The 23,519-nt window shown below is 70.6% G+C and carries 24 protein-coding genes; 16 read left to right on the top strand and 8 right to left on the bottom strand.

The annotated features are described in order from the left end of the window. Positions 1-44: 44 nt before the first annotated feature. Positions 45-1,223, bottom strand: coding sequence for a histidine kinase (locus tag HDC37_RS17465; protein ID WP_179558486.1), 1,179 nt, complete (start codon positions 1,221-1,223; stop codon positions 45-47). 245 nt (positions 1,224-1,468) lie between these two features. Here HDC37_RS17465 and HDC37_RS00595 point away from each other — a divergent pair, with 245 nt between their 5' ends. The 10 genes from HDC37_RS00595 (at position 1,469) to HDC37_RS00550 (ending at position 12,218) form a co-directional block, all read left to right on the top strand. Next, complete coding sequence (locus HDC37_RS00595) at positions 1,469-2,317, top strand: nitrilase-related carbon-nitrogen hydrolase (protein ID WP_179558485.1); 849 nt, start codon at positions 1,469-1,471, stop codon at positions 2,315-2,317. A gap of 208 nt (positions 2,318-2,525) precedes the next feature. After that, the gene (gene hydA, locus HDC37_RS00590) at positions 2,526-3,959 is read left to right on the top strand and encodes a dihydropyrimidinase (RefSeq protein ID WP_179558484.1); all 1,434 of its coding nucleotides are present in this window, start codon (positions 2,526-2,528) and stop codon (positions 3,957-3,959) included. 5 nt (positions 3,960-3,964) lie between these two features. Beyond that, on the top strand, positions 3,965-4,981 hold the full coding sequence (locus HDC37_RS00585) for a TIGR03842 family LLM class F420-dependent oxidoreductase (RefSeq protein WP_179559050.1): 1,017 nt from the start codon (positions 3,965-3,967) through the stop codon (positions 4,979-4,981). Between the two features lie 7 nt (positions 4,982-4,988). After that, complete coding sequence (locus HDC37_RS00580; protein ID WP_179558483.1) at positions 4,989-5,948, top strand: ABC transporter permease; 960 nt, start codon at positions 4,989-4,991, stop codon at positions 5,946-5,948. After that, positions 5,945-6,784, top strand: a complete 840-nt coding sequence (locus HDC37_RS00575) for an ABC transporter ATP-binding protein (protein ID WP_179558482.1) — start codon at positions 5,945-5,947, stop codon at positions 6,782-6,784. The genes HDC37_RS00580 and HDC37_RS00575 overlap by 4 nt, the downstream gene beginning before the upstream one ends. After that, positions 6,781-7,560, top strand: coding sequence for an ABC transporter permease (locus HDC37_RS00570; RefSeq protein ID WP_179558481.1), 780 nt, complete (start codon positions 6,781-6,783; stop codon positions 7,558-7,560). The genes HDC37_RS00575 and HDC37_RS00570 overlap by 4 nt, the downstream gene beginning before the upstream one ends. A gap of 97 nt (positions 7,561-7,657) precedes the next feature. Further along, entirely contained in the window at positions 7,658-8,821 is a 1,164-nt protein-coding gene (locus tag HDC37_RS00565) for an ABC transporter substrate-binding protein (protein WP_179558480.1), read from the top strand. Positions 8,822-8,994: 173 nt separating this feature from the next. Then, the gene (locus tag HDC37_RS00560) at positions 8,995-9,192 is read left to right on the top strand and encodes a hypothetical protein (RefSeq protein ID WP_179558479.1); all 198 of its coding nucleotides are present in this window, start codon (positions 8,995-8,997) and stop codon (positions 9,190-9,192) included. A gap of 103 nt (positions 9,193-9,295) precedes the next feature. Next, a complete protein-coding gene (locus HDC37_RS00555; protein ID WP_179558478.1) occupies positions 9,296-10,633 on the top strand; it encodes an aspartate aminotransferase family protein in 1,338 nt (445 codons plus the stop codon). Positions 10,634-10,685: 52 nt separating this feature from the next. After that, positions 10,686-12,218, top strand: a complete 1,533-nt coding sequence (locus HDC37_RS00550; RefSeq protein ID WP_179558477.1) for a CoA-acylating methylmalonate-semialdehyde dehydrogenase — start codon at positions 10,686-10,688, stop codon at positions 12,216-12,218. A gap of 110 nt (positions 12,219-12,328) precedes the next feature. Here HDC37_RS00550 and HDC37_RS00545 read toward each other — a convergent pair whose 3' ends face one another. Both HDC37_RS00545 and HDC37_RS00540 read right to left on the bottom strand, forming a co-directional pair. Further along, positions 12,329-13,273: a diacylglycerol kinase family protein gene (locus HDC37_RS00545; protein WP_257021225.1), complete on the bottom strand. Its 945-nt coding sequence runs from the start codon at positions 13,271-13,273 to the stop codon at positions 12,329-12,331. Further along, positions 13,270-13,770 (bottom strand): Lrp/AsnC family transcriptional regulator, encoded by a 501-nt coding sequence (locus HDC37_RS00540; protein WP_179558476.1) that lies wholly within the window; start codon positions 13,768-13,770, stop codon positions 13,270-13,272. The genes HDC37_RS00545 and HDC37_RS00540 overlap by 4 nt, the downstream gene beginning before the upstream one ends. An 88-nt stretch (positions 13,771-13,858) precedes the next feature. On the opposite strand from HDC37_RS00540, the gene HDC37_RS00535 reads away from it, so the two are divergent. From HDC37_RS00535 to HDC37_RS00525, 3 genes are read left to right on the top strand one after another with little or no spacing between them, the layout of a single operon-like run. Beyond that, positions 13,859-15,265: a DUF6421 family protein gene (locus HDC37_RS00535; RefSeq protein WP_257021224.1), complete on the top strand. Its 1,407-nt coding sequence runs from the start codon at positions 13,859-13,861 to the stop codon at positions 15,263-15,265. Continuing rightward, on the top strand, positions 15,258-15,932 hold the full coding sequence (locus HDC37_RS00530) for an SDR family oxidoreductase (RefSeq protein WP_179558475.1): 675 nt from the start codon (positions 15,258-15,260) through the stop codon (positions 15,930-15,932). Before HDC37_RS00535 ends, HDC37_RS00530 begins: the two co-directional genes overlap by 8 nt. A gap of 24 nt (positions 15,933-15,956) precedes the next feature. Then, positions 15,957-17,021 carry a low specificity L-threonine aldolase gene (locus tag HDC37_RS00525; RefSeq protein WP_179558474.1) on the top strand — a complete coding sequence of 355 codons (1,065 nt, stop codon included), beginning with the start codon at positions 15,957-15,959 and terminating at the stop codon, positions 17,019-17,021. Position 17,022: 1 nt separating this feature from the next. Here HDC37_RS00525 and HDC37_RS00520 read toward each other — a convergent pair whose 3' ends face one another. Continuing rightward, complete coding sequence (locus tag HDC37_RS00520; RefSeq protein ID WP_179558473.1) at positions 17,023-17,730, bottom strand: SDR family oxidoreductase; 708 nt, start codon at positions 17,728-17,730, stop codon at positions 17,023-17,025. Between the two features lie 87 nt (positions 17,731-17,817). Between HDC37_RS00520 and HDC37_RS00515 the strand changes: the two genes are divergently transcribed. After that, a complete protein-coding gene (locus HDC37_RS00515; RefSeq protein WP_179558472.1) occupies positions 17,818-18,393 on the top strand; it encodes a TetR/AcrR family transcriptional regulator in 576 nt (191 codons plus the stop codon). A gap of 16 nt (positions 18,394-18,409) precedes the next feature. Here the strand turns inward: HDC37_RS00515 and HDC37_RS00510 are convergent, their stop codons facing one another. The 3 genes from HDC37_RS00510 to HDC37_RS00500 are packed head-to-tail and all read right to left on the bottom strand — an operon-like array spanning position 18,410 to position 20,867. Beyond that, entirely contained in the window at positions 18,410-18,934 is a 525-nt protein-coding gene (locus HDC37_RS00510) for a hypothetical protein (protein WP_179558471.1), read from the bottom strand. Then, positions 18,931-19,800 (bottom strand): LssY C-terminal domain-containing protein, encoded by an 870-nt coding sequence (locus HDC37_RS00505; RefSeq protein ID WP_179558470.1) that lies wholly within the window; start codon positions 19,798-19,800, stop codon positions 18,931-18,933. Before HDC37_RS00505 ends, HDC37_RS00510 begins: the two co-directional genes overlap by 4 nt. A 5-nt stretch (positions 19,801-19,805) precedes the next feature. Further along, complete coding sequence (locus HDC37_RS00500; protein ID WP_179558469.1) at positions 19,806-20,867, bottom strand: enoyl-CoA hydratase/isomerase family protein; 1,062 nt, start codon at positions 20,865-20,867, stop codon at positions 19,806-19,808. A gap of 93 nt (positions 20,868-20,960) precedes the next feature. On the opposite strand from HDC37_RS00500, the gene HDC37_RS00495 reads away from it, so the two are divergent. After that, complete coding sequence (locus HDC37_RS00495) at positions 20,961-22,154, top strand: ABC transporter ATP-binding protein (protein ID WP_179558468.1); 1,194 nt, start codon at positions 20,961-20,963, stop codon at positions 22,152-22,154. Then, positions 22,151-22,972, top strand: coding sequence for an ABC transporter permease subunit (locus HDC37_RS00490; RefSeq protein ID WP_179558467.1), 822 nt, complete (start codon positions 22,151-22,153; stop codon positions 22,970-22,972). Before HDC37_RS00495 ends, HDC37_RS00490 begins: the two co-directional genes overlap by 4 nt. Positions 22,973-22,990: 18 nt before the next feature. Here the strand turns inward: HDC37_RS00490 and HDC37_RS00485 are convergent, their stop codons facing one another. Beyond that, a complete protein-coding gene (locus HDC37_RS00485) occupies positions 22,991-23,482 on the bottom strand; it encodes a hypothetical protein (protein WP_179558466.1) in 492 nt (163 codons plus the stop codon). Positions 23,483-23,519 lie beyond the last annotated feature (37 nt).

Here is a 23,519-nt window from a genome sequence, read left to right as displayed (position 1 = left end):
ACCCGCGGTTGTACACAGCGCAAAGGCGCGCAGCCACGAGGGGGTCATGCCAGGGCCTCCACGGGGATCGACGCACGCACCACGAACGCGCCGGACTCCTCTGCCGCGGCGAAGTCGCCGCCGGCGAGCTGTGTGCGCTCCCGCATGCCGATCACCCCGTGCCCCGTGCGGGCCGGGGCCGACGACCCGGCGACGACGGGGTTCCGTACGGTGAGATCGACACGCTCCGCGCCCCACGACAGGCGCACATCGACGGGGCCGCCCGACTGCCCGTGGCGGAGCGCGTTCGTGAGCGCCTCCTGCAGGATGCGGTAGACAGCGATCTGGACGGATGCCGGCGGCTCGCCCGGCGGGGCGGGGTCGATGTCGACGCGCAGGTCGACGCCCGCGGCGCGCACCTGCGCCCACAGCTCCTCGAGGTCGGCGAGGCTCGGCTGCGGCCCGTCGCCCTGACTGTGGCGCAGCTGCGTGAGGAGCAGCCGCACATCGGCGAGCGCGGCGCGGGCCGTAGACGAGATGGTCTGCAGAGCGTCGGTCGCCGCCTGCGGATCGGCGGCGGCGGCGTACCGCGCCCCATCGGCCTGGGCGACGACCACCGCGAGCGAATGCGCCACGACGTCGTGCATGTCGCGTGCGATGCGCGCCCGCTCGAACTCCGACCGCGCCTCCTTCTCGGCCCGCTCCTGGGCGAGGCGGTTCTCCCGCGCGCGCCGAGCGGTGCGCACGAGCGCCCCCGTCGTCCAGGCGAGCATCAGGGCGAACGTCGCTCCGCCCAGGATCAGGACAGCCACGGGAAGGACCGACAGATCGAGGGGAGTCGAGCTCAGTGGCCCGAGGGAGAGGTAGACCGTGATGACGACCGCGCCCGTCAGCGCCGACGCGAAGCCCGACCAGAACACCCGCGTGCTCCCGTAGGCGGCGGCGGTGTAGAGCACGCCGAACACGGCGATGTCGACCAGACTCGGTCCGCGCGCGAGGCTCATCTGCAGGAGCGCTCCGGCCCAGGCCAACCCCAGCGCCACCCCGGGTGCGAAGCGGCGGAATCCGAGTGCCGTGCTGAAAAGCAGCACGTAGCCGATGACCCCGAGGACCGCCGACAGTCCGTTCGGCGATCCCGTCGTTCCCATCCCGGCGTTCAGCTCGAAGACGACGACGACCAGGAAGAAGCCGCCCGCCACCGCGATGTCGGTCGCGGTCTGAAGGGGACGGAGCGGGCGGAACACCGTTTCACGTTAGAGGAGCGGATGCCGCGCGGCATCCGTCCTCCGATGTATCTCCGCGATGAGGACACCGCCTCTTGTGGGCGCGCGGCCGAGGCTTTACTGTCCGGACACAGGCCGAAACCGGCGGGAAACGTCCGGGAAGAAGGATCAGTCCACGGGGTGAGTACGCACCGGACGGTCCCGACACCGGTCCCCGTCGGCGTCAGCACGAAGAAGTACTGGACGACACGGATGGAGATGCGTAGATGACGACGGTGCGCGCAGCGATCACACAGACGACCTGGACCGGCGACAAGGAGTCGATGCTCGACAAGCACGAGGGCTTCGCCCGGGATGCCGCCGCGCAGGGCGCCCAGGTGGTCTGCTTCCAGGAGCTGTTCTACGGCCCCTACTTCGGGATCACGCAGGACAAGAAGTACTACCGCTTCGCCGAAGCCGCCGACGGCCCGATCGTGCAGCGCTTCGCCGCCGTCGCGAAGGAGCTCGGCACCGTGATGGTCCTCCCCATCTACGAGGAGGCGGAGACCGGGGTGTACTACAACACCGCGGTGCTGGTCGATGCCGACGGCACGATCCTCGGGAAGTACCGGAAGCACCACCTTCCCCACCTCGACCGGTTCTGGGAGAAGTTCTACTTCCGCCCCGGCAACCTCGGTTACCCGGTGTTCGACTCCGCGGTCGGTCGGATCGGCATGTACATCTGCTACGACCGGCACTTCCCGGAGGGATGGCGCGAGCTCGGCCTGAACGACGCGCACATGGTCTTCAACCCAAATGCCACCAAGCCCGGCCTGTCGAACCGGCTCTGGGAGGTCGAGGGACCTGCGGCCGCCGTCGCGAACGGGTACTTCGTGCTCCAGCCGAACCGCGTGGGACGCGAGGACAACGAGTACGGCGAGCTGGCCGTGGACTTCTACGGCACCAGCCAGGTCATCGACCCGCGGGGCAACTTCGTCGGCGAGCGGGGCTCGGGCACCGAGGGGGAGATCCTCGTGCGCGACCTCGACATGGAGATGGTGCGCGAGATGCGCGACGACTGGCAGTTCTATCGCGACCGTCGTCCCGACTCCTACACGAAGATCGCCCGCCCCTGATCCCCGACGCCATGGACCGCACTCAAGCGCATCCGAGCGGAGCGATCCGGCGGTCGCCGACGCTGGCATCGGGTCTGGCGGGAGCGGTGGCCAGAGGCCGCCGCGGGGGCATGCGTCGGCGACCGCCGGATCGTGCAGCGGCCGCCGCTAGCCGGATGGCACGTCGGCGCTGCCTGCGCCGCGCAGCAACAACCAAGGAGATCATTTCATGACCACCACACTCATCACCGGAGGCACCGTCGTCTCCGCGACCGGCCGCGGCGACGCCGATGTGCTCATCGACGGCGAGACCATCGTCGCGGTGCTGGCCCCCGGTTCGCACCTGCTGGGCACCGACCTGGCGGCGACCGTCGACACCGTCGTCGACGCGACCGGCAAGTACGTGATCCCCGGCGGCATCGACGCCCACACGCATATGGAGCTGCCCTTCGGCGGCACCGCGGCCTCGGACACCTTCGAGACCGGGACGCGCGCGGCGGCCTGGGGCGGGACGACGAGCATCATCGACTTCGCCGTGCAGCGCTACGGCGAGCGCGTCGAAGACGGACTGGCCGCCTGGCACGAGAAGGCCGCCGGCAACTGCGCGATCGACTACGGCTTCCACCAGATCATCGGCGGGGTCGACGACGATTCGCTGCGGGCGATGGACTCCCTCATCGACGAGGGGGTGACGAGCTTCAAGCTCTTCATGGCCTACCCCGGGGTGTTCTACTCCGACGACGCGCAGATCCTCCGGGCGATGCAGAAGTCGGCCGACACGGGGCTGCTGACGATGATGCACGCCGAGAACGGCCCCGCGATCGACGTGCTCGCCGCCCAGCTGGCCGAGGCGGGCAAGAAGGCGCCGTACTACCACGGCATCGCCCGCGCCTGGCAGATGGAGGAGGAGGCCACCCACCGCGCGATCATGCTCGCGAACCTCACCGGCGCGCCGCTGTACGTCGTGCACGTCAGCGCCAAGCAGGCCGTCGATCAGCTGGCCTGGGCGCGAGACCAGGGCTGGAACGTCTTCGGCGAAACCTGTCCGCAGTACCTCTACCTCTCGCTCGAAGAGCAGCTCGGTGCGTTCAGCCAGGAGTGGGGCCAGTTCGAAGGCGCGAAATGGGTGTGCTCGACGCCGTTGCGGAGCCGCGGCGAGGGCCATCAGCACCACATGTGGCAGGCCCTGCGCACCAACGACATCCAGATGGTCTCCACCGATCACTGCCCGTTCTGCATGAAGGGCCAGAAGGAGCTGGGGAAGGATGACTTCCGCGCGATCCCCAACGGGATCGGCTCGGTCGAGCACCGCATGGATCTGATGTACCAGGGCGTCGTGACCGGCAAGATCACCCTCGAGCGCTGGGTGGAGCTGACCTCCACGACCCCGGCGCGGATGTTCGGCCTCTACGGCAAGAAGGGCGTGATCCAGCCGGGCGCCGACGGGGATGTCGTGATCTACGACCCGCACGGGCACACCACCATCTCGGCGGCGAGCCACCACATGAACATGGATCACTCGGCGTGGGAGGGTTTCGAGGTCGATGGCCACGTCGACACCGTCATCTCGCGGGGGAAGATCATCGTCGACGGCGGCACCTACCACGGCAGCAAGGGCGACGGGCAGTACCTCCGTCGCGGCCTGAGCCAGTACCTGGTGTGACGGCCATGGATTTCGGCGTCGTCCTGCAGACCAATCCACCCGCCGCCCGCACGGTGCAGCTGGCGAAACTTGCCGAGGCCCACGGGTTCAGCCACGTGTGGACCTTCGACTCGCACCTGCTGTGGCAGGAGCCGTACGTGATCCACTCGGCGATCCTCGCCGAGACCAAGCGGGTCATCGTCGGTCCGTTCGTGACGAACCCGGCGACCCGCGACTGGACGGTCACCGCCTCGGTGTTCGCGACCCTCAACGAGATGTACGGCAACCGCACGATCTGCGGCATCGGCCGGGGCGACTCGGCGGTGCGGGTCACCAACGGCAAGCCGACGACGCTGAAGGAGCTTCGGGAGTCGATCCACGTCATCCGCGAGCTCGCGAACTCGCGCCCGGTGGAGTACAACGGCGCGACCCTGCAGTTCCCCTGGAGCCGCGGGTCGGAACTCGACGTCTGGGTCGCCGCCTACGGTCCCCTCGCGCTGAAGCTCACGGGCGAGGTCGGCGACGGCTTCATCCTGCAACTGGCCGACGTCGACATCGCCGCGTGGATGATCAAAACCGTGCGGGATGCCGCCGAGGCCGCCGGTCGCGACCCCGACAGCATCGCGTTCTGCGTGGCAGCGCCCATGTACATAGGCACCGACCGCGCCCACATGCGCGAGCAGTGCCGGTGGTTCGGGGGCATGGTCGGCAATCACGTCGCCGACATCGTCGCGAAATACGGCCAGCACGGCGCCGTCCCCGACGCCCTGACCGACTACATCGCCGGTCGCACCGGGTACGACTACAACACCCACGGCAAGGCCGACAACGACCATGTCGACTTCGTGCCCGACGAGATCGTCGAGCGGTTCTGCATCCTCGGCACCGCCGAGGAGCACATCGCCAAGCTCGAGCAGCTGCGCGCCCTCGGGGTCACCCAGTTCGCGGGGTACCTCCAGCACGACAACAAGGAGGAGACCCTGCGGGTGTACGGCGAGACCGTGATCCCGGCTCTGCAGGCACACGTGGCGGCGAAGAAGTGAGGGCTGGATGACGAGAACGGATGTCGCACCCGACGTCGTCACCGCCGCCGCCCGGTCGACGTCGGTCCGTGCCACGCGCCCCGGCGGGCGCCGCGGCGGTCGCCGGGGCGCGGCGTGGCTCTGGGGCGTCGTCGGGGTCGCCGCCGTCATCCTGCTCTGGGAGGGGTACAAGCTCCTCGCACCCGAGAACGGCGTGCTCGTCGGCGACGTGCGGGTCCTCCCGCGCACCACCGACCTCGCGATGCCCCACGTCTGGGACATGGTGGTGCGCCTGGCAGAACCCGTCACCCGGCAGGACGGGTCGCCGCCGCTCTGGGCGGCGGTCGCCCTCGCCGCCCTCACGACCCTGGGGATCGCGGCGGCCGGATGGCTCGTAGGCCTCGTCGTCGGCATGGCGCTGGCCCTGGTGATGCAGCGCTGGCAGCTGGCGGAATGGGGACTTCTCCCCTGGATCATCCTCAGCCAGACGGTTCCACTGATCGCCTTCGCCCCGATCGTCCGCAGCTGGGGATCGCGCATCGAGATCGCCGGCGCCCAGTGGCAGGACTGGATGTCGGTGGCCGTCATCGCCTCGTACCTGGCGTTCTTCCCCATCGCCGTCGGCGCACTCCGCGGGCTGCAGTCACCCGAGCGCCTGCACGCCGAGCTCTTCCAGACCTACTCGGCCGGGTACTGGCAGACCCTCTGGCGCCTGCGGCTCCCCGCCGCGGTGCCCTACCTCCTCCCGGCCCTGCGCCTGGGGGCGGCCAACGCCGTGGTCGGCGCCGTCGTCGCCGAGGTGTCCACCGGCCTCCAAGGCGGGATCGGCCGGCTTCTCATCCAGTTCGCCGGCCAGGCATCGGGCGATCCCGCCAAGGCGTGGGGGCCGATCTTCGGCGCGGTGGCCCTCGGGCTCATCGCCGCCGGGTCGATCGCAGTCCTCGGCGTCATCCTGAAGAACTATCGACGAGGCGAGGTCACCGCATGAGCGCCCCCACCCCCACCACCGAAGCACCGACCACGACCGCGGCGGTCTCGGCGACCGACGTGACGAAGACGTTCGCCACCGCCGCGGGCGAGGTGCAGGCGCTCACCGCCGTCGACCTCACCGTCGCCCCCGGCGAATTCGTATCGCTGATCGGTCCGTCGGGGTGCGGCAAATCGACGCTGCTGCGCCTGATCGCCGACCTCGACACCGCCTCGTCAGGGCGCATCGAGGTCTTCGGCAAAGACCCGTCCCAGGCCAGGCGCGACCAGGACTACGGCATCGCCTTCCAGCAGGCGGGTCTCCTCCCCTGGCGCACCGTGGCGGCGAACATCGCCCTGCCGCTCGAGATCCACGGCGTCGGCGCCGCAGAGCGACGCTCCCGGGTGGCTGAGCTCACCGAGATGGTCGGCCTCACCGACTTCGCCGACCGGTACCCCGACCAGCTGTCGGGAGGGATGCAGCAGCGCGTCGCGATCGCGCGGGCCCTCGCCGAGCAGCCGCGGCTGCTGCTGATGGATGAGCCGTTCGGCGCCCTCGACGAGATGACGCGCGAGCGCATGCAGGCCGAGCTCGCGCGCATCGCGACCGAGACCGGCGCGGCCGTCGTCTTCGTCACCCACTCCATCCCCGAGGCGGTCTTCCTCTCCGACCGGGTGGTCGTCATGTCGCCGCGCCCGGGGAGGATCACCTCGGTGGTGGATGTCAGCTTCGGGGACACCCGACGCGATGAGGCCCTGCGCGAAGCATCCGTCTTCTTCGACAGAGTGACCGCGGTGCGCGAAGCCCTCCACGGCCAGGCCGACGGCGAGCGCGCCGCGACGCGGGAGATGCGATGACGGCCGCCACCGCCGAGCGCCTGCGGATCATCGCCCCGATCGCCGTCGGGCTGATCTTCCTCGGCGTCTGGCAGCTGCTGGTCGGGGTCGTCGGGGTCTCGGACTATCTGCTCCCGAGCCCCGCGGCCATCGCGGAGGAGTTCATCGCCTTCGCTCCCGCGATCGCCGACGCGACCCTGGTGACCGGCACGAACGCGCTCCTCGGGCTCATCGTCGGCACGGTCCTCGCCGTCGCGCTGGCCGCCCTCGCGGCCCGGTGGCAGGCGGTCGACGGCATGTCGGCGCCGGTCGTCGCCGCGCTCGCCGTCGTGCCGATCGTCGCGCTCGCCCCGGTGCTGAACTCCATGTTCGGCGCCGACAGCCAGTTCGGGCGGCAGGCGATCGCAGCCTTGGCGTCGTTCGTTCCGGCCTTTGTCAACACCCTCCGGGGCCTTCGTCAGACCCGCCCGGTGCACCGCGACCTCATGCGCAGCTACGCCGCCACCTCGTCACAGGCCTTCCGCGCGGTGACGCTGCCGACAGCCGCGCCGTTCCTTCTCACCGGCATCCGGATCGCCAGTTCGCTCGCGGTGATCTCCGCGCTCGTCGCCGAATACTTCGGCGGGCCCCGCGGGGGCCTCGGGAGCTTCATCTCGACCTCGGCCGCCACGAGCGCCTACGCCCGCGCGTGGGCCTACGTCGCCGCAGCGATCGCGCTCGGCCTGCTGTTCTTCCTCGCCACCGCGGCTCTGGAGCGCCTGGTGCTCCGCCGTCTCTCTCCGGGGGGCGCGCGATGACGCCCGCCCCTGACAGCGTCCCCGCACCCGGCGGGGCCGACACCGCACCATCCCATCGCACGACGTGATCCCGGGAGGGATTCGAAGGGAAACCACCATGAGACACAGCACACGCCGCATCCTCGCGGCCGGAGCGGCCGCGCTCACCGCGGCGCTCGTCCTCACCGCCTGCTCTTCCGGCGGCTCCGATGCGGGCGGGGGTGACGCCTCGGGCGGCGCATCCGACGGAGAACTGACCCCGGTGAAGCTCCAGCTGCAGTGGCTGCCGCAGGCGCAGTTCGCCGGTTACTTCGCCGCCGCCGACCAGGGCTTCTTCGAGGAGGAGGGCTTGGAGGTGGAGATCATCCCCTCCGGGGGCGACATCGTGCCGCAGGATGCCCTCGCCGCGGGCGACGTCGACTTCGCCATCGCCTGGGTGCCCAAGGTGCTCGGCTCGATCGAGGCGGGCGCGAACCTCACCAACATCGCCCAGATCTTCCAGCGCTCGGGCACGCTTCAGGTCTCGTGGGCCGACGCGGGCATCGAGTCGGTCGCCGACTTCGAGGGGAAGCGCATCGGGTCATGGGGCTTCGGGAACGAGTGGGAGATCTTCGCAGCGATGGCCGCCGAGGGTCTGGACTCCACGACGGTCGAGATCATCACGCAGGACTTCAACATGAACGCCTTCCTGCAGGGCGACATCGACGCGGCCCAGGCGATGACCTACAACGAGTACGCTCAGCTGCTGGAGACCGTCGACCCTGACACCGGTGAGCTGTACCAGCCGGAGGACTTCTCGGTCATCAGCTACCAGGACACCGTCGGCGCCATGCTGCAGGACGCCATCTGGGCCGACACCCAGCGCCTCGAGTCCGACGAGGCGTACGCCGAGACGGCCGTCGCCTTCCTCAAGGCCGTCATCAAGGGGTGGGCGTACGCGCGAGACAACCCCGAGGAAGCCGCCGACATCACCCTCGCGTCGGGTTCGGGCTGGGGCCCGAGCCACGAGCTGTGGATGATGAACGAGACCAACAAGCTCATCTGGCCGGCGACCGACGGCATCGGCATCATCGACGAAGCGGCGTGGACGCAGACCGTCGAGGGCGCCCTCGCGGCGGTCAACGAGACCGGTGCACGCCTCATCACCGAAAAGCCGCCGGCGACGGCGTACTCGAACGAGTACATCCAGCAGGCGCTCGACGAGCTCGAGGCCGACGGCGTCGACGTCTTCGGCGAGTCGTTCGAGCCCATCGAGGTCGAACTGCAGGAGGGCGGCAACTAGGTCGCGCCGCACCATCGCTGCTCCGCGAGACGGCACCTGCGCGTCGAGACCGATTGCACCGCGGTCGGTCTCGACGCCGGAGTGCTGTCTCGCGGGACCTTGGACCCGGCGCCACCCGTGGCGCCCCGCGATCATCGACGTGAACGCCCGACGGGAGGAGATGAGGTCAGCTCATGGCATCCGACAGTCGTGTCACCGTGGTCAACTCCGGCGCGTGGGGCTTCTTCTTCTTCCTGGCCTACATCGGCGCCGCGATCTACTTCGTGTCGGTGTCGGACGGGTCGTTCTGGGGGTTCATCCTCGGCCTGCTGCAGGCGATCGTGTGGCCGGCGTACGTGCTGTTCCACGCCCTCTCGCTTCTCGGCGCCTGAGCGGAGAGGCAGCACGCTCGGCGTCCCCCTCTCCCCAACACGCCCGCGATCGGCGAGACTGCATATGCGCGCCGTGCCGACGTTCGCCGCATGAGGAGAGACCATGACCACCGACATCCAGACCGATCTCGACGCCCGGGCCAAAGAACTCGATCGCGCACACGTCTTCCACTCGTGGTCGGCGCAGGCGGGCCTGGACCTCCCCGTCATCGCCGGCGGGTCGGGAACGACGGTGTGGGATCACGCCGGCCATCGGATGCTGGATTTCTCGAGCCAGCTCGTGAACGTCAACATCGGCCACCAGCACCCCGCGGTGGTCGCGGCCATCCAGGAGCAGGCCGCGCGGCTCGCGACGATCGGTCCCGCAACGGCGAACCTGCAGCGCGGCGAGGCCGCGGCCCGCATCGTCGCCCGGGCCCCCGAGGGGATGAACCGGGTCTTCTTCACCAACGGCGGGGCGGATGCGATCGAGAACGCGGTCCGGATGGCGCGCCTCCACGCCGCGGCCAAGGGCGAGGTGGGGCGCGAGAAGGTGCTGTCGACCTACCGCTCGTACCACGGCAACACCGGGGCGGCGATCGTCGCGACCGGCGACTGGCGTCGCATCCCGAACGAGTACGCCCGCGGGCACGTGCACTTCTTCGGCCCGTACCTGTATCGCTCGGAGTTCTGGGCGACCACGCCAGAGGACGAGAGCGCACGGGCGCTCCACCACCTCGAGCGCGTCATCCAGGCCGAGGGCCCGGAAAGCATCGCCGCCCTGCTGCTGGAGTCGGTGCCCGGCACCGCCGGGGTGCTGCTGCCGCCGCCGGGCTACCTGGCCGGTGTGCGCGCCCTCGCCGACCGCTATGGCATCCTCCTCATCCTCGACGAGGTCATGGCAGGCTTCGGCCGCACCGGACGCTGGTTCGCGTTCGACGGCTACGACGTGGTGCCCGACCTCATCACCTTCGCCAAGGGCGTCAACTCCGGCTATGTGCCCGTCGGCGGGGTGATCATCTCCGACGAGATCGCCGCCACGTTCGACGAGCGGGTCTTCCCCGGCGGCCTCACCTACAGCGGACACCCGCTCGCCGCGGCATCCATCATCGCGGCGCTCGACGCGATGGAGTCCGAGGGCATCGTCGACAACGCCCGCCGCATGGGTGCGGAGGCGATCGGCCCGGGCCTTCTCGCCCTGGCCGAGAAGCACGAGGTCATCGGCGAGGTGCGCGGCGAAGGGGTCTTCTGGGCCCTCGAGCTCGTCGCCGACCGTGAGACGCGAGAGCCGCTGCCGGCCGCCGGCATCGGTGCGCTCAAGAAAGACCTGATGGCGCGGGGCCTGCTGCCCTTCACCGCCGACAACCGCATCCATGTCGTACCGCCGTGCGTGGTCACCGCCGACGAGGTCGCCGAGGCGCTGGAGATCTACGACGCCGCCCTCGCCACCGTGCGGCTCTGACGACACACTGGAACCACGTGTCCCTCACGAGGGGACCCACCGGAAGGAAGAGATGACCGACACCACGACCCTGGAGCAGACGACGCCGTCCGCGACCGCGATCCTCGATCACTGGGTGGGAGGCGCCCCCTGGGCGGGAGCGGGCGACCGCACCGGCCCGGTCTACAACCCTGCGCTCGGCGCGGTGCAGAAGGAGGTGCGCTTCGCCACCGCCGACGACGTCGACCGCGTCGTCGGCGTCGCCTCGGCCGCCGCGGCGGAGTGGAAGAACGCCAGCATCGCCAAACGCCAGCAGGTGATGTTCGCCTTCCGCGAGCTGGTGAATCAGCGCAAGGACGAACTCGCCGCTATCCTCACCTCCGAGCACGGAAAGGTGATCTCCGACGCGCACGGCGAGATCGCGCGAGGCCTCGAGGTCGTGGAGTTCGCGTGCGGCCTGGGTCACCTGACCAAGGGCGCGTACTCCGAGAACGTCTCGACCGGCATCGACGTCTACACCCTGCGCCAGCCGCTCGGCGTGGTCGGGATCATCAGCCCGTTCAACTTCCCCGCGATGGTGCCGATGTGGTTCTTCGCCATCGCCCTCGCTGCGGGCAACGCCGTGGTGCTCAAGCCCAGCGAGAAGGACCCGACGGCGGCGAACTGGATGGCCGAGCGCCTCACCGAGGCGGGCCTTCCCGACGGCGTACTCAACGTCGTCCACGGCGACAAGGTGGCCGTGGACGCGCTGCTCGAACACCCCGAGGTGCGCGCGATCTCGTTCGTCGGCTCGACTCCCATCGCCCGCTACGTCTACGAGACCGGAACCCGGCACGGCAAGCGCGTGCAGGCGCTCGGCGGGGCGAAGAACCACATGCTGGTCCTCCCCGACGCCGACCTCGACCTCGCCGCCGACGCGGCGGTGAACGCCGGCTTCGGGTCGGCGGGCGAGCGGTGCATGGCGATCTCGGTCGTGCTGGCGGTCGACGCGGTCGCCGACGCGCTGGTGGAGAAGATCTCAGCGCGCATGGCGACGTTGCGGACCGGCGACGGCACACGCGGCTGCGACATGGGCCCGGTGATCACCGCGGCGCACCGCGACAAGGTCTCGTCGTACGTCGACGTGGCCGCCGGTGACGGCGCGGACGTCGTCGTCGACGGACGCGGCATCGAGGTCGACGGCGACCCGAACGGGTTCTGGGTCGGACCGACCCTCATCGACCGTGTGCCGACCACCTCGGCGGCGTACCGCGACGAGATCTTCGGCCCGGTACTCTCGGTCGTCCGGGTGGACGGGTACGAGGAGGGGCTGGAGCTGATCAACTCCGGCGCCTTCGGCAACGGCACCGCGATCTTCACCAACGACGGCGGTGCCGCTCGGCGCTTCCAGCACGAGGTGCAGGTCGGGATGATCGGGGTCAACGTGCCGATTCCGGTGCCGGTGGCCTACCACTCGTTCGGCGGGTGGAAGGCGTCGCTGTTCGGCGACGCGAAGGCGTACGGGCCGCACGGGTTCGACTTCTTCACGCAGGAGAAGGCCGTCACGAGCCGGTGGCTCGACCCGTCGCACGGCGGCATCAACCTGGGCTTCCCCCAGCACAGCTGACGCGCCTCGTTCTCCACTCTCCACCGCGAGAGTGCATCTGCGCGCCGAGAATCAGGGGTCTACCCGCCTCCTCGGCGCCCAGATGCACTCTCGCGGATCGGAGGAGGGGGTCAGCGGGAGCACGGGGCGAAGACCGTCAGCGCGGCGGGGATCACAGTGAAGCGCAGCGTGAACTCCTCGCCGCGCGGCTCTTCGAGCTCGCCGTCGTGCACCCACACCTCGGGCCGGCCGGGCCCCGGACGCACCGTCATCTCGAACTCGGTCTCGAGCAGCCGCTCGACGTCGCGCTTCTCGGGCATGAGCCGCACGGCGCGGAGCACCGCCGCCGTGCGCTTCCCGAAGGCGAGCGAGGCGATCGCGCGCAGGCGCGTGCCCCGGGCGTGATGGATCCGGATGTCGAGGACGGGGTCCTCGAGGGTCTCGCGCTGCATCGTCGCGACACGCTTCGGGTCGTTCGTGCCGACGCCGACGAACACCGACCACACCCGAGCGCGACGACCCTCTCGGACGATCACGAGCGGCTCGGCCGTGCGCATCGTGCGCCAGGCGGCGACGATGCCGCCGAGCCACTTCCCGAGCCGGCGGCGCCGGCGGTCGCGCTCCTCGATCAGCTCGGGGTAGGCGCCCACCGACGCGGCGTTGAGGACGAGCACCGCTTCCGCCCCGGCCTCGCTGACCTCCATCGCAGCGACCTCGACGGTGTCGCCCGCGAGATACGCCTCCACCGCCGTCTCGACGTCGTCCAGGCCCGCCGACCGGGCGAAGTGGTTGAAGGTCCCCCCGGGCATCACCAGCAGGGGGACGCCGTGCTGCCGGGCGAGGCCCGCCATGCGCGACACCGACCCGTCACCGCCGTAGACGCCGAGCACCGCGGGCGCATCACCCCCCACGAACGCCGCGTCGACGACATCCGCGAGATCTTCGCCCTCGTCCAGCTCGTGCACGCGCGCCGCGGGGAGGCGCTCGGCGAACAGGTCGGCGGGATCGGTGCGGATCACCGCTGTCCCCGACCGGCTGTTGCGGAGGATGAGCAGGCCCGAACCGTCGGTCGTCATTGGTCGACCGTACCCCGGGGCACCCGGATCGGCCGGTTCTCGTAGAAGGTCTGCAGCACGACAGTGGTGCGGGTGTTCACCTGGGCGGCAGCGCGGATGTCGCGGATGAGCGTCTCGAGATGGCGCGGGCTCTCGACGCGGACGAACAGGATGTAACTGGCGTCGCCGGCGATGGAGTGGCACGCCTCGATCTCGGCGAGGTGCTCCAAGCGCTCGGGGGCGTCGTCGGGCTGTCCGGGATCGAGCGGGGTGATCTCCACGAACGCCGAGAGGGGTTTGCCGACCGCTTCGGCGTCGAGCTGCGCGCGGTAGCCGGTGATGACCCCGCGCGCCTCCAGGCGCCGCAGGCGCGTCTGCACCGCCGAGACCGACAGCCCGACCGCCGCGGAAAGCTCCGCCAGCGTGGCGCGGGCGTTGGTGCTCACGACCGAGACGATCCCGGCGTCGATGTCGTCGTCGAGACGGGGGGCCGGGCCGTGAACGTCGCCTCCGGTCATGCGTCGAGCGTAGCAGTGGACCGCCGCCATACAGGAAATCCTCCTGTCAGAATGGCAACCAGCCGGAATGTTTCCTATACTGAACGGCATGAGCACCGTCATCCCCGCGCCCGCGGCCTCGCTGTCCGCGTCCGGAGTCGAGACCTCGCCCGAGTGGCTCGCCCTGAAAGCCGCGGCCACCGCGATCCAGGATCTCCAGGTGAAGGACGGCTCGATCCCCGATCCGCAGGTGCACGACCGCGCGCGCGAGCTCGTGGCCGCCATCGCTGACGCGATCACCGCGCTTGCGCCGCGCTTCCCGCATGACGAGGCCTACCTCGCCGCATCCGTCGTCGACCTTCGCCGCTGGGCGGACGGCGGCTTCGCCGAACCCGACTTCCTCGACTCCCTGGTCGCCTTCCAGCCTCAGGAGCACCGCGTCGACGGTCTTCGTCACCTCGTCGTCTTCCCGATGTACACCCAGAACGGCTCACCGAACCGGCACCTGGAGGCCGTGCTCGTCGAGGTGATCTGGCCCGAGTTCATCGCTCAGCTCGAGACCGAATACACCAACCGCCTCTTCCTGTCGCTGCGGCTCCTGGATTTCACCCCCGGCTATGACACCAACAGCGCCGTGCTCTTCCCCGAGACCGTCGCGATGCGGGAGATCCCGACCTTCACCTGGGGCGCGATCTTCCAGGACCGCGAAGCCGCCCGCTATCGCCGGGTCACCCGGGCCGCCGCCGAGATCACCAAGCTCGACCTGCCCGCCGATGCCGCGCGCATGCTCGACGACCAGCGGCTCACCGAGAAGACCTTCGTCATGTGGGACCTCATCCACGACCGCACCCACATGCGCGGCGACCTGCCCTTCGACCCGTTCATGATCAAGCAGCGGATGCCGTACTTCCTCTACTCGCTGGAGGAGCTGCGGTGCGACCTCACCGCGTTCCGCGAGTGCGTCGGCCTCACCGCGCGTCTCCGGGCGCGGGTCGAGGCCGGCGAGACCCTCGACGACATCGAGGCCGAGACGCTCGAGCACGCGGTTCTCGTGCAGTACGCGGTGATCTTCGACCGCATCTTCCGCTTCGCGATCACCGGCTCGCGGGTGCGCAACTACGACGGACTCGGCGGGCAACTGCTGTTCGCGTGGCTTCACCAGCGCGGTGTGCTGCACTGGACCGACACCTCGCTCGCATTCGACTGGGAGGGCGTGCCCGCCGCGGTCGTCGCGCTCGGCGACGCGATCGACGAGCTGTACTGGCGCTCGATCGACCGACCGAAGACCGCCCACTGGCTCGCGGCCTACGACCTCGTGCGACAGACCCTCACCCCGCACCCGGCGTCGCGCTGGGCGCGCGGGCTCCCTGACGACGTGCTCGCGGGCGCGCCGAAGGGGTACACCGTCGCGGTGCTGGACGACGAGTTCCCGCTGTCGATGTTCTTCGAGGCGCTGGAGAAGAAGATGCGTCCGGTGATCGAGTCGACCGCCGGCATCCGGGGCACGGATGACTGACGCCGTCGCCGGCCGGGTCGTGCTGCTCGCCGGCGGCACGAGCGCGGTCGGCCGTGTCGCGGCCGAGGCCCTCACCGCTGCGGGCGCGCACGTGGTGGTGGCGGGGCGCGATCCCGAGAAGCTCGCCGCTCTCGCGTCCGCCGTCTCCGGCATCGCGACCGAGACGGTCGACCTCACCGACGAGGCAGCCGTCATCGGGCTCGCGGCAAGGGTGCGCTCCGCGCACGGCCGCGTCGACGGCATCCTGCACCTCGTCGGCGGATGGCGCGGCGGCGGCGGCCTGGCCGGGCAGAGCGACCACGACTACCGGGTGCTCGAGACCTCGCTCACCGCCCTTCGGCACGTCACCCGCGCGTTCTTCGACGACCTCGTGGCCTCGCCGGTCGGGCGGCTGGCGATGATCTCCTCGACCGCAGTCGCCCGGCCGCTGGCCGGCGGCGCGAACTACGCCGCGGTGAAGGCCGCGAGCGAGGCGTGGACGCGCGCTGTCGCGCACGGCCTGGCCAAGGCCGCGAGGGATGCCGGTGAACCGGCGTCGAGCGCCGCGGTCGTCTTCCGCGTGAAGAGCCTCGAGGGTCTCGAGGAACGCGTCGCCACCGAGTTCGTCGCGCTGTTCTCCGCCGAAGCCTCGTCGGTGAACGACGACGTCGTCACGCTCGACGCCTGATTCGTACACCTAGGCTTGATCGACGTGACGACCATCCACGACACCGCCGTGCGCGGCTTCGCCTCGGACAACTACTCCGGCATCCACCCCGAGGTGCTCGCGGCCATCACCGCCGCCAACGAGGGCCACCAGATCTCCTACGGGGAAGACGTGTACACCGAACGCCTCCAGGAGGTCTTCACGGCGCACTTCGGCGAGGGGGTCGAGGCCTTCCCGGTGTTCAACGGCACGGGTGCCAACGTCGTGGGCCTGCAGTCGATGCTTCCGCGCTGGGGCGCCGTGATCGCCGCATCCAGCGCGCACATCAATGTCGACGAGGGCGGGGCGCCGGAGCGCGTGGCGGGCATCAAGCTCCTCACCGTTCCCACCGAGGACGGCAAGCTCACGCCCGAGCTGATCGATCGGGAGGCGTGGGGCTGGGGCGATGAGCACCGTGCCCAGCCGCTCGTCGTCTCGATCACGCAGTCCACCGAGCTCGGCACCCTGTACACCCCCGAGGAGATCCGCGCGATCGCCGATCACATCCACCCGCTCGGGATGCGGCTACACCTGGATGGGGCGCGCATCGCGAACGCCGCGGCCGCGCTCGACCTGCCGGTGCGGGCATTCACCCGCGACGTCGGCGTCGACGTGGTGAGCTTCGGCGGCACCAAGAACGGCGCGATGCTCGGCGAGGCGATCGTCGTGCTCGACCCCGCAGCGTCGACGGGGCTGACCTACCTCCGCAAGCTCAACATGCAGCTGGCGAGCAAGATGCGCTTCGTCTCGGCGCAGCTGGTCGCCCTCCTCGAGGGCGACCTGTGGCTGCGCAACGCCCGCCACGCCAACGCGATGGCCCAGCGCCTGCGGGCCGGTGTCGAGGCGGGCCTGGCCGACGGCTCGATCGCGGGAGTGGAGTTCACCCAGCCCACGCAGGCCAACGGCGTCTTCGCCATCCTCCCCGAGGGGGTCGCCGATCAGCTGCGCGCGAAGTTCCGGTTCTACGACTGGGACGCCGCGCGCCGCGAGGTGCGGTGGATGTGCTCCTTCGACACCACCGAGGACGACGTCGACGCGTTCGTCGCGGAACTGTCGCGGCTCACCGTCTAGCTCACCACGGCAGCGATCCGCCGTCGCGGGTCAGCGTGCCCGGAACAACAAAGCCGGGGTGCAGCACCGGGAACAGGACGCTCTGTGCGCCCTCGCGAACGGGCCGCGCGCCGAAGTCGGCCATCCCGGGAGCGGTGGCTGTGAGCCCCGGATCGACGGCGTACACCGCCACCTCCCCCCTGAGCTCTGAGGCGAGCTTGCGCGTCAGCACATGCACCGCCGCCTTCGAGACGGCGTACCCGGCCGCGCCGGGCGACGTACCGACACCGAATTGCGGGTCGCCGTGCGAGCCCGCGCCACTGCCGACGACGATGATGGCGCCACCGGCGCGCCGTCGCAGCAGCGGCGCGAAGGCCTGGACGGTCCGCCAGGTACCGAGCACATTGGTGTCGATGACAGCCTCCACCGCGGGGATGTCGGCCCCGAGGACGGTCTCGTCCCACGGCGAGAACTGCGCGGCATTCGCGACAAGGAGGTCGACCGCCCCGTCGATCTCGGCGGCGACGGCCGCGAGGGCGACGGCATCGCCGACATCCGCTCGCATCACCCGCACCCCCGTCGCGCTCGCGAACCGCTCCTCCGCGGATGCGACGTCGCGCACGAGGGCGACGACCTCCCATCCCGCCGCGGCCAGGATGCCCGCCGCGGCCGCGCCGATCCCCCGCCCCGCGCCGGTGATGACCGCGCGCCGCCCGTTGTCGGTTTCCATGATCACTCCTCGTTCAAATCGAGACGCAACGTCTCGTAATCAGAGTAGAACGAGACGTAGCGTCTCGTCAACGGTTAGACTTTCGCCATGTCCACTCGCCGTCGCGCCGCCCCAACGCAGGCCGTACTCGATGCGACCGTGGATCTGCTCGAAGAAGTGGGCTACGGCGCGACCACGATCGAGGGCATCGCCAGGCGCGCGGGCGTGGGCAAACAGACCATCTACCGATGGTGGGGCGGATCGAAAGCCGACCTGATCCTGGAAGCCTTCATCGGCGTCGGGCCCGAGCGCGTTCCCGCACCCGACACCGGGAGCCTGCGCGGAGATCTGCTGGCAATCCTCGAGCCGGTCTTCGCGCGCAGCGCCGACCGCGATCGCGGCACCTCACTGGCCAATCGCACACTCATGGCCGAGGCCCAGCTCGACCCCGACTTTCTCCCCGCCTACCGCCGCGTGCACGAGAGCTGGTGGGGTCCGATCGAGGAAGCACTTCGGCGTGGGGTGTCGCGGGGAGAGGCACGAGGTGATCTCGACGTGGAGCAGACCATCGACCAGCTCCTGGGATTCGCCTGGTACCGGCTCCTGCTCGGCCACCGCCCGCTGGATCCGGCGGTCGCGAGGCAGCTGGTGGACGCCACGCTCGCGGGCATCGCGCCGCGCTGAGCAGCCACCGGACCGCTCAGCGTTCCTTCCGCCGGGCGTAGGCCGCGGCGCTCCGGCTCGACAGCGCGAGCAGGATGAGGATGTCGATGCCGAGCGAGACGAAGGTGGTCGTGATCTCGATCTGCTGACCCTCGGCCCACCACCGCACGAACGCCGCCGAGATCGTCAGCGCCGCGAAGACCATGACGAGCACCCGCGCCCAGTTCACCCCGAGGAAGACCAGCAGCGCCATCGTCGCCTCCGCCGCGAGGAACACGGCACTGAACGCCGCGAAGACGATGAAGGTGCTCTGCTCGACGCGGTCGGGAACGTCTCCCCCGTCGCCGCCGACGATCGCGGCGACCTCTCCCACCCACTCGGGCCAGACGCCGGAGGAGGCGACGACCCACGCGGCCCCGGCGAGCACGCCGAGGAGGACGAGCAGGGTGCCCGCGATGATCGTGGGCGGACGCTTCATGTCGGGGTCGTAGCCGGTGGGCTGGAGCAGACGCTCGGCCGGCTCGAAGGCGACCCGCTTCTTGGGGTGGTCGTCCTGCCTCATGCGATCACCTCCCCCGCACTCCGCGGCGCCTCGACGGGCGGCACCCGCACCGCGCGCACGTCGACCACCGGGAGATCGCCATCGGTCCGGATGCTGTCGCCGCCGCCGTTTCGCGAGTGGTAACCGGTGGAGAAGTCGGCGATGACGTTCACGGTGATCTCCGGCGCCCCCTCCCGCAGCGACCGGACGATGTGGTCGCGCTCGATGTCGGTGTCGGCGTCGATGCGGTGGGTGATCTGGAGGGTGAACAGCGACAACCCCACGGCGGTGTCGAAGGTGCCGGCGGCGAGCCAGTCGACACGGTAGCCGCCGGGCAGCAGCCAGTCGTCGGGGCAGCGCCAGAACCGCACGTGGTGACGCTTGGCCGGGTTTCCGTCGACCTCCTGCTGGAAGGCGAAGTCCTGCTGGCGCCCGAACAGGAACAGCGGGCTCACCGGCGCCTCGCCGTAGCTGCGGCGGCTGAGCGTCGAGGTGACGATGCGCCACGACGAGGCGAGGGTGACCGGATCGGCCTCGGTCCAGCGGGCCGCGCGCAGGGCGGCCTTGATCTGCTCCGCCTCGCCGATGAACGCGAGGTTCACCGGGTCGCCGAGCAGTCCGTCGCTCGTGCGCGTGCGGCCGATGAAGTAGTCGGGCACGTAGATCGTCGTGAGGATGCGGTGCAGGCGCGGAAGCACGAGGTAGGCCAGCAGCACCCAGAAGGCGATGGCGACGAGAATTCCCCACCAGCCGACCCGGAACGACTCGGTGAGGCTGAGGTAGGCCAGCCAGATGGCGGCGAGACCTGCGAAGACGAAGAAGAACCAGTCGACCGCCGCCCCACGCGAGATGCGGCGACGCCGCGCACGCTCCGACCTCGGCGACATCGTGGTCAACCCCAGAGCGGCCGGGACGGCGAGAAGGCGAAGGCGTCGGCGACGGTCTCGAGCGGCACGTCGCCGAGCCGCGCGGGGTTCCACCGCGGCGAGCGGTCCTTGTCCACCAGCTGCGCGCGGATCCCCTCCACCAGGTCGGGCTGCGTCGCGGCGAACCACAGCACCAGGCCGTACTCCTGCGCGAGCGCGGAGCGAAGGTCGGGAAGTGCGCGGGCGCGGCGCACCGCCTCGAGCGTCACGGCGAGCGCTGTGGGCGAGAGCTCCGCCAGCGTGTCGGCGGTCGCAGCCGCCTCGGGCTCGGGCCGGGCGCGCAGGCGCTCGACGATCTCGACGACGGTGTCGGCGGCGAAGGCGTCGTCGATCCACGGCCGAGCGGCCGCGAGCGAGGGCGCCCCGGCGGTGTCGTCGAAGAGCAGCACGATCTCGGTGGGGCTGGCGGGATCGGCGCGATTCTGCAGCGCCTCGCGGAGCGCCTCGAGGTTGTCGGCGACGACGAGGTGATCGGCGAAGCCGGCGTACAGCGCGTCGGCGGCATCCATCGTGCGGCCGGTGAGCGCGAGATATTCGCCGAGACGCCCAGGCGCCCGCGCGAGGAGCCAGGAGCCCCCGACATCCGGGGTGAATCCGATCCGGGTCTCCGGCATCGCAAGGCGCGACCGCTCGGTCACGACGCGCACCGCCGCGTGCCCGGCCAGGCCGATGCCGCCGCCCATCGTGGCGCCGTCGGCGAGGGCGACGATGGGCTTGGGGTACTCGGCGATCCGCGCGTTCAGCGCGTACTCGGCGCGGAAGAACATGCCCGCGGCATCCGGATCGCCCTCGAGGATCTGCTCGCGCAGGCCACGCACATCTCCCCCGGCGCAGAATCCTCGCTCGCCGGCGCCGTCGAGGACGACGAGATCCACCCCGGGATGCCGCTCCCAGGCGTCCAGCGCCGCGTGCAGGTCGCGGATCATGCCCAGGTCGAGCGCGTTGATGGCGCGCGGGCGGTTGAGCGTGAGATGGCCGAGGCCGTTCGCGATGCGGGTGAGCACGTGAGAACGGTCGGTGTCGGTCACAGTGCCACGTTACCGGCAGCGGGCCTTTTCGCCCGGGAAGGGGTGATCGGCCAAGATGGAGGCGAACAGCTTCCACGACGAGGGGACTTCGGCATGCCCGATGGACACGTGCTGGACTTCTCCGGGGTGACCAAGAGGTTCGGTGCCGTCGCGGCAGTCGACGGGTTCACCGCGCGGGTCGAGCCCGGAGTGGTCACCGGGTTCCTCGGCCCGAACGGGGCCGGAAAGACCACGACGCTGCGGATGCTGCTGGGCCTCGTGCGCCCTGATGCCGGCGCCGCGCTCATCGGCGGCGAGCGCTACGCGCAGCTGCGCCACCCGCTGCAGACCGTCGGCGCGGTGCTCGAAGCCTCCAGCTACCACCCGGGGCGCAGCGCCGCGAACCATCTGAAGGTGTACGCGCAGGCGGCCTCGCTCCCCGAGTCACGGGTGGACGAGGTCCTGGGCCTGGTGGGACTGGCGGATGTCGCGGGCCGACGCATCGGCGGGTTCTCCCTCGGCATGCGCCAGCGGCTGGGGCTCGCCTACGCTCTGCTCGGCGACCCGGGGGTGCTCGTCCTCGACGAACCGTCCAACGGCCTCGACCCCGAGGGCATCAAGTGGATGCGGGGGTTCCTGCGCCAGCTGGCGACCGAGGGCCGGACCGTGTTCGTCTCGTCGCACCTCCTCGCCGAGGTGGCTCAGACCGTCGACGCGCTGCTGATCATCTCGCGCGGGCGCCTGGTCTTCCAGGGCGAGATCGCCGACCTCGCCGATCCGGCGGAATTCGCCACCGTCGTCGACGCGCCCGACCGCGCGGCGCTCGTCGCCGCAATGGCGGCGGCCGGCATCGAGGGCGAGGTGCTGCGCACCGGCCTCACCGTCCGCGGGCACACCACGGAGGAGATCGGGCGGGTCGCCGCCGAGGCGGGAGTTGCCCTGTCGTCGCTGCAGCGGAAGGGGCCTGCGTTCGAGGAGGTGTTCCTTGAACTGGTCAACGGCGTCCGCACCCACCCGAGCGCCGCGGGGCTGCCGGATGCACCGGAACCCGAACCAGAACCCGAACCGCAGGCCGGCACCGCGGTCGAGCCCGTCTCCGCGCCCGACGCAGCCCCCGACCCAGCCCCTGACGCAGCACCCGATGCGCACGACGACGCCTCAGAGGCAGCGCCGGAAGGTGCGCCGGACCCTGCTCCCGCCGCCGACCGCTCGTTCTCGGTCGCGAGCACCGGGGTGATCGATGTGATCCGCCCTGGAGGCGACGACCCGGGCGCCGACCCGACGACCGACAGGGGAGGAGCACGATGAGCCTCATCGCCGCCAGCCGCTCCGAGAGCACGAAGCTGTTCACCACGTCGATCTGGTGGGTGCTCGCGATTGCGCTCGTGGGGTACATCGGATTCAACGCCGCCGTGCTCGCCTTCGTCTTCGCGGCCGCATCGACCGGGTCGATCGGCGGCGAGGGGGCCCCGCCGGTCCCACCCGAGGGGATTCCGGCACTGCTGTACAGCACCGCCACCGCGGTCGGCTACGTCTTCCCCCTCCTCATCGGCACGCTCATGGTGACGGGTGAGTTCCGCCACAAGACGCTCACCTCGACCTTCCTCGCCACCCCGCGCCGCGGACTCGTGCTCGCAGCGAAGCTCGTCGTGGGGCTCTTCGTCGGTCTGCTCTTCGGCGTGCTGGGCGTCATCGCCGCCGTGGGGCCGTCGGCGGCGTTCCTCGCCGGCTACGGCCTGGACACCGACCTCACCTCGGGCGACACCTGGGCGCTTCTCGGCCGCATGCTCATCGCCTTCGTGCTGTGGGTGTGGATCGGCATCGGCGTGGGCGCCCTCATCCGCAACCAGGTCGGCGCGATCGTCGGCGTCCTCGTCTTCACGCTGTTCCTCGAGCCGATCGCCCGCCTGGCGGCATCCTTCGTCGAGGGCCTCGGCGACGTGCTGCGCTTCCTCCCCGGCGCCGCCAGCGATGCGCTTGTGGGAGAGAGCATCCTGACAGCTGCTTCCGGCGCGGGCGGACCCGAGCCCCTGGCATGGTGGGCGGGCGGTCTCGTGCTCGTCGCCTACGCGGCGGTGCTCGTCGTGCTCGGGCACGTGGTCAGCTGGCGACGCGACGTCACCTGAGTCGGGGACCGGCTGCCGTCAGGGCGCGGGAGCCGGTGATGGAGTGGGTGACGGCGCGGGTGCCGGTGACGGACGACGACGCGGCTTGGGCTTCGGTGCCACGGTCTCGATGGGGCCGGTCGCGGCGATGATGTCGACCACGTCGGTGGGGGTCGCGTCGGTGTCGAGGCGCAGGGCCTGGGCGAGGGCGACGCCGTGGCGCGTGGTGAGGATCACGCGCGCGTACTCGGGGTGCCCGTCGAGGTCGATGACGACACCGGGACGTCGCCGCCGGACGATCGCGAAATCGGCACCGTCGGCGATCTTAAAGGTCCCCATCGCGACCATCCCGGGCACGAACGTGCCGGGGCTCGCGGCGCCGCGGAGCCAGGTCCACGGGTCATCCGTCAACTGCACCTTGGTGATCGCCGACCGCTCGATCAGCACATTCCCCTTCCGGAATGACAGCGCGCGCTCGGTGACCGACAGCGCGACCTCGAGCCGCGTCGAGTCGAGCAGCAGGGTCACCATGCGACTAGTCTGCCAGCGCCCGGCGGGCGCTCGAGAA

Origin of the sequence: Microbacterium sp. AK009 (genome assembly GCF_013410955.1) — a bacterium.
Taxonomy (GTDB): domain Bacteria; phylum Actinomycetota; class Actinomycetes; order Actinomycetales; family Microbacteriaceae; genus Microbacterium.
This window is presented reverse-complemented; position numbering and strand designations above follow the sequence as displayed.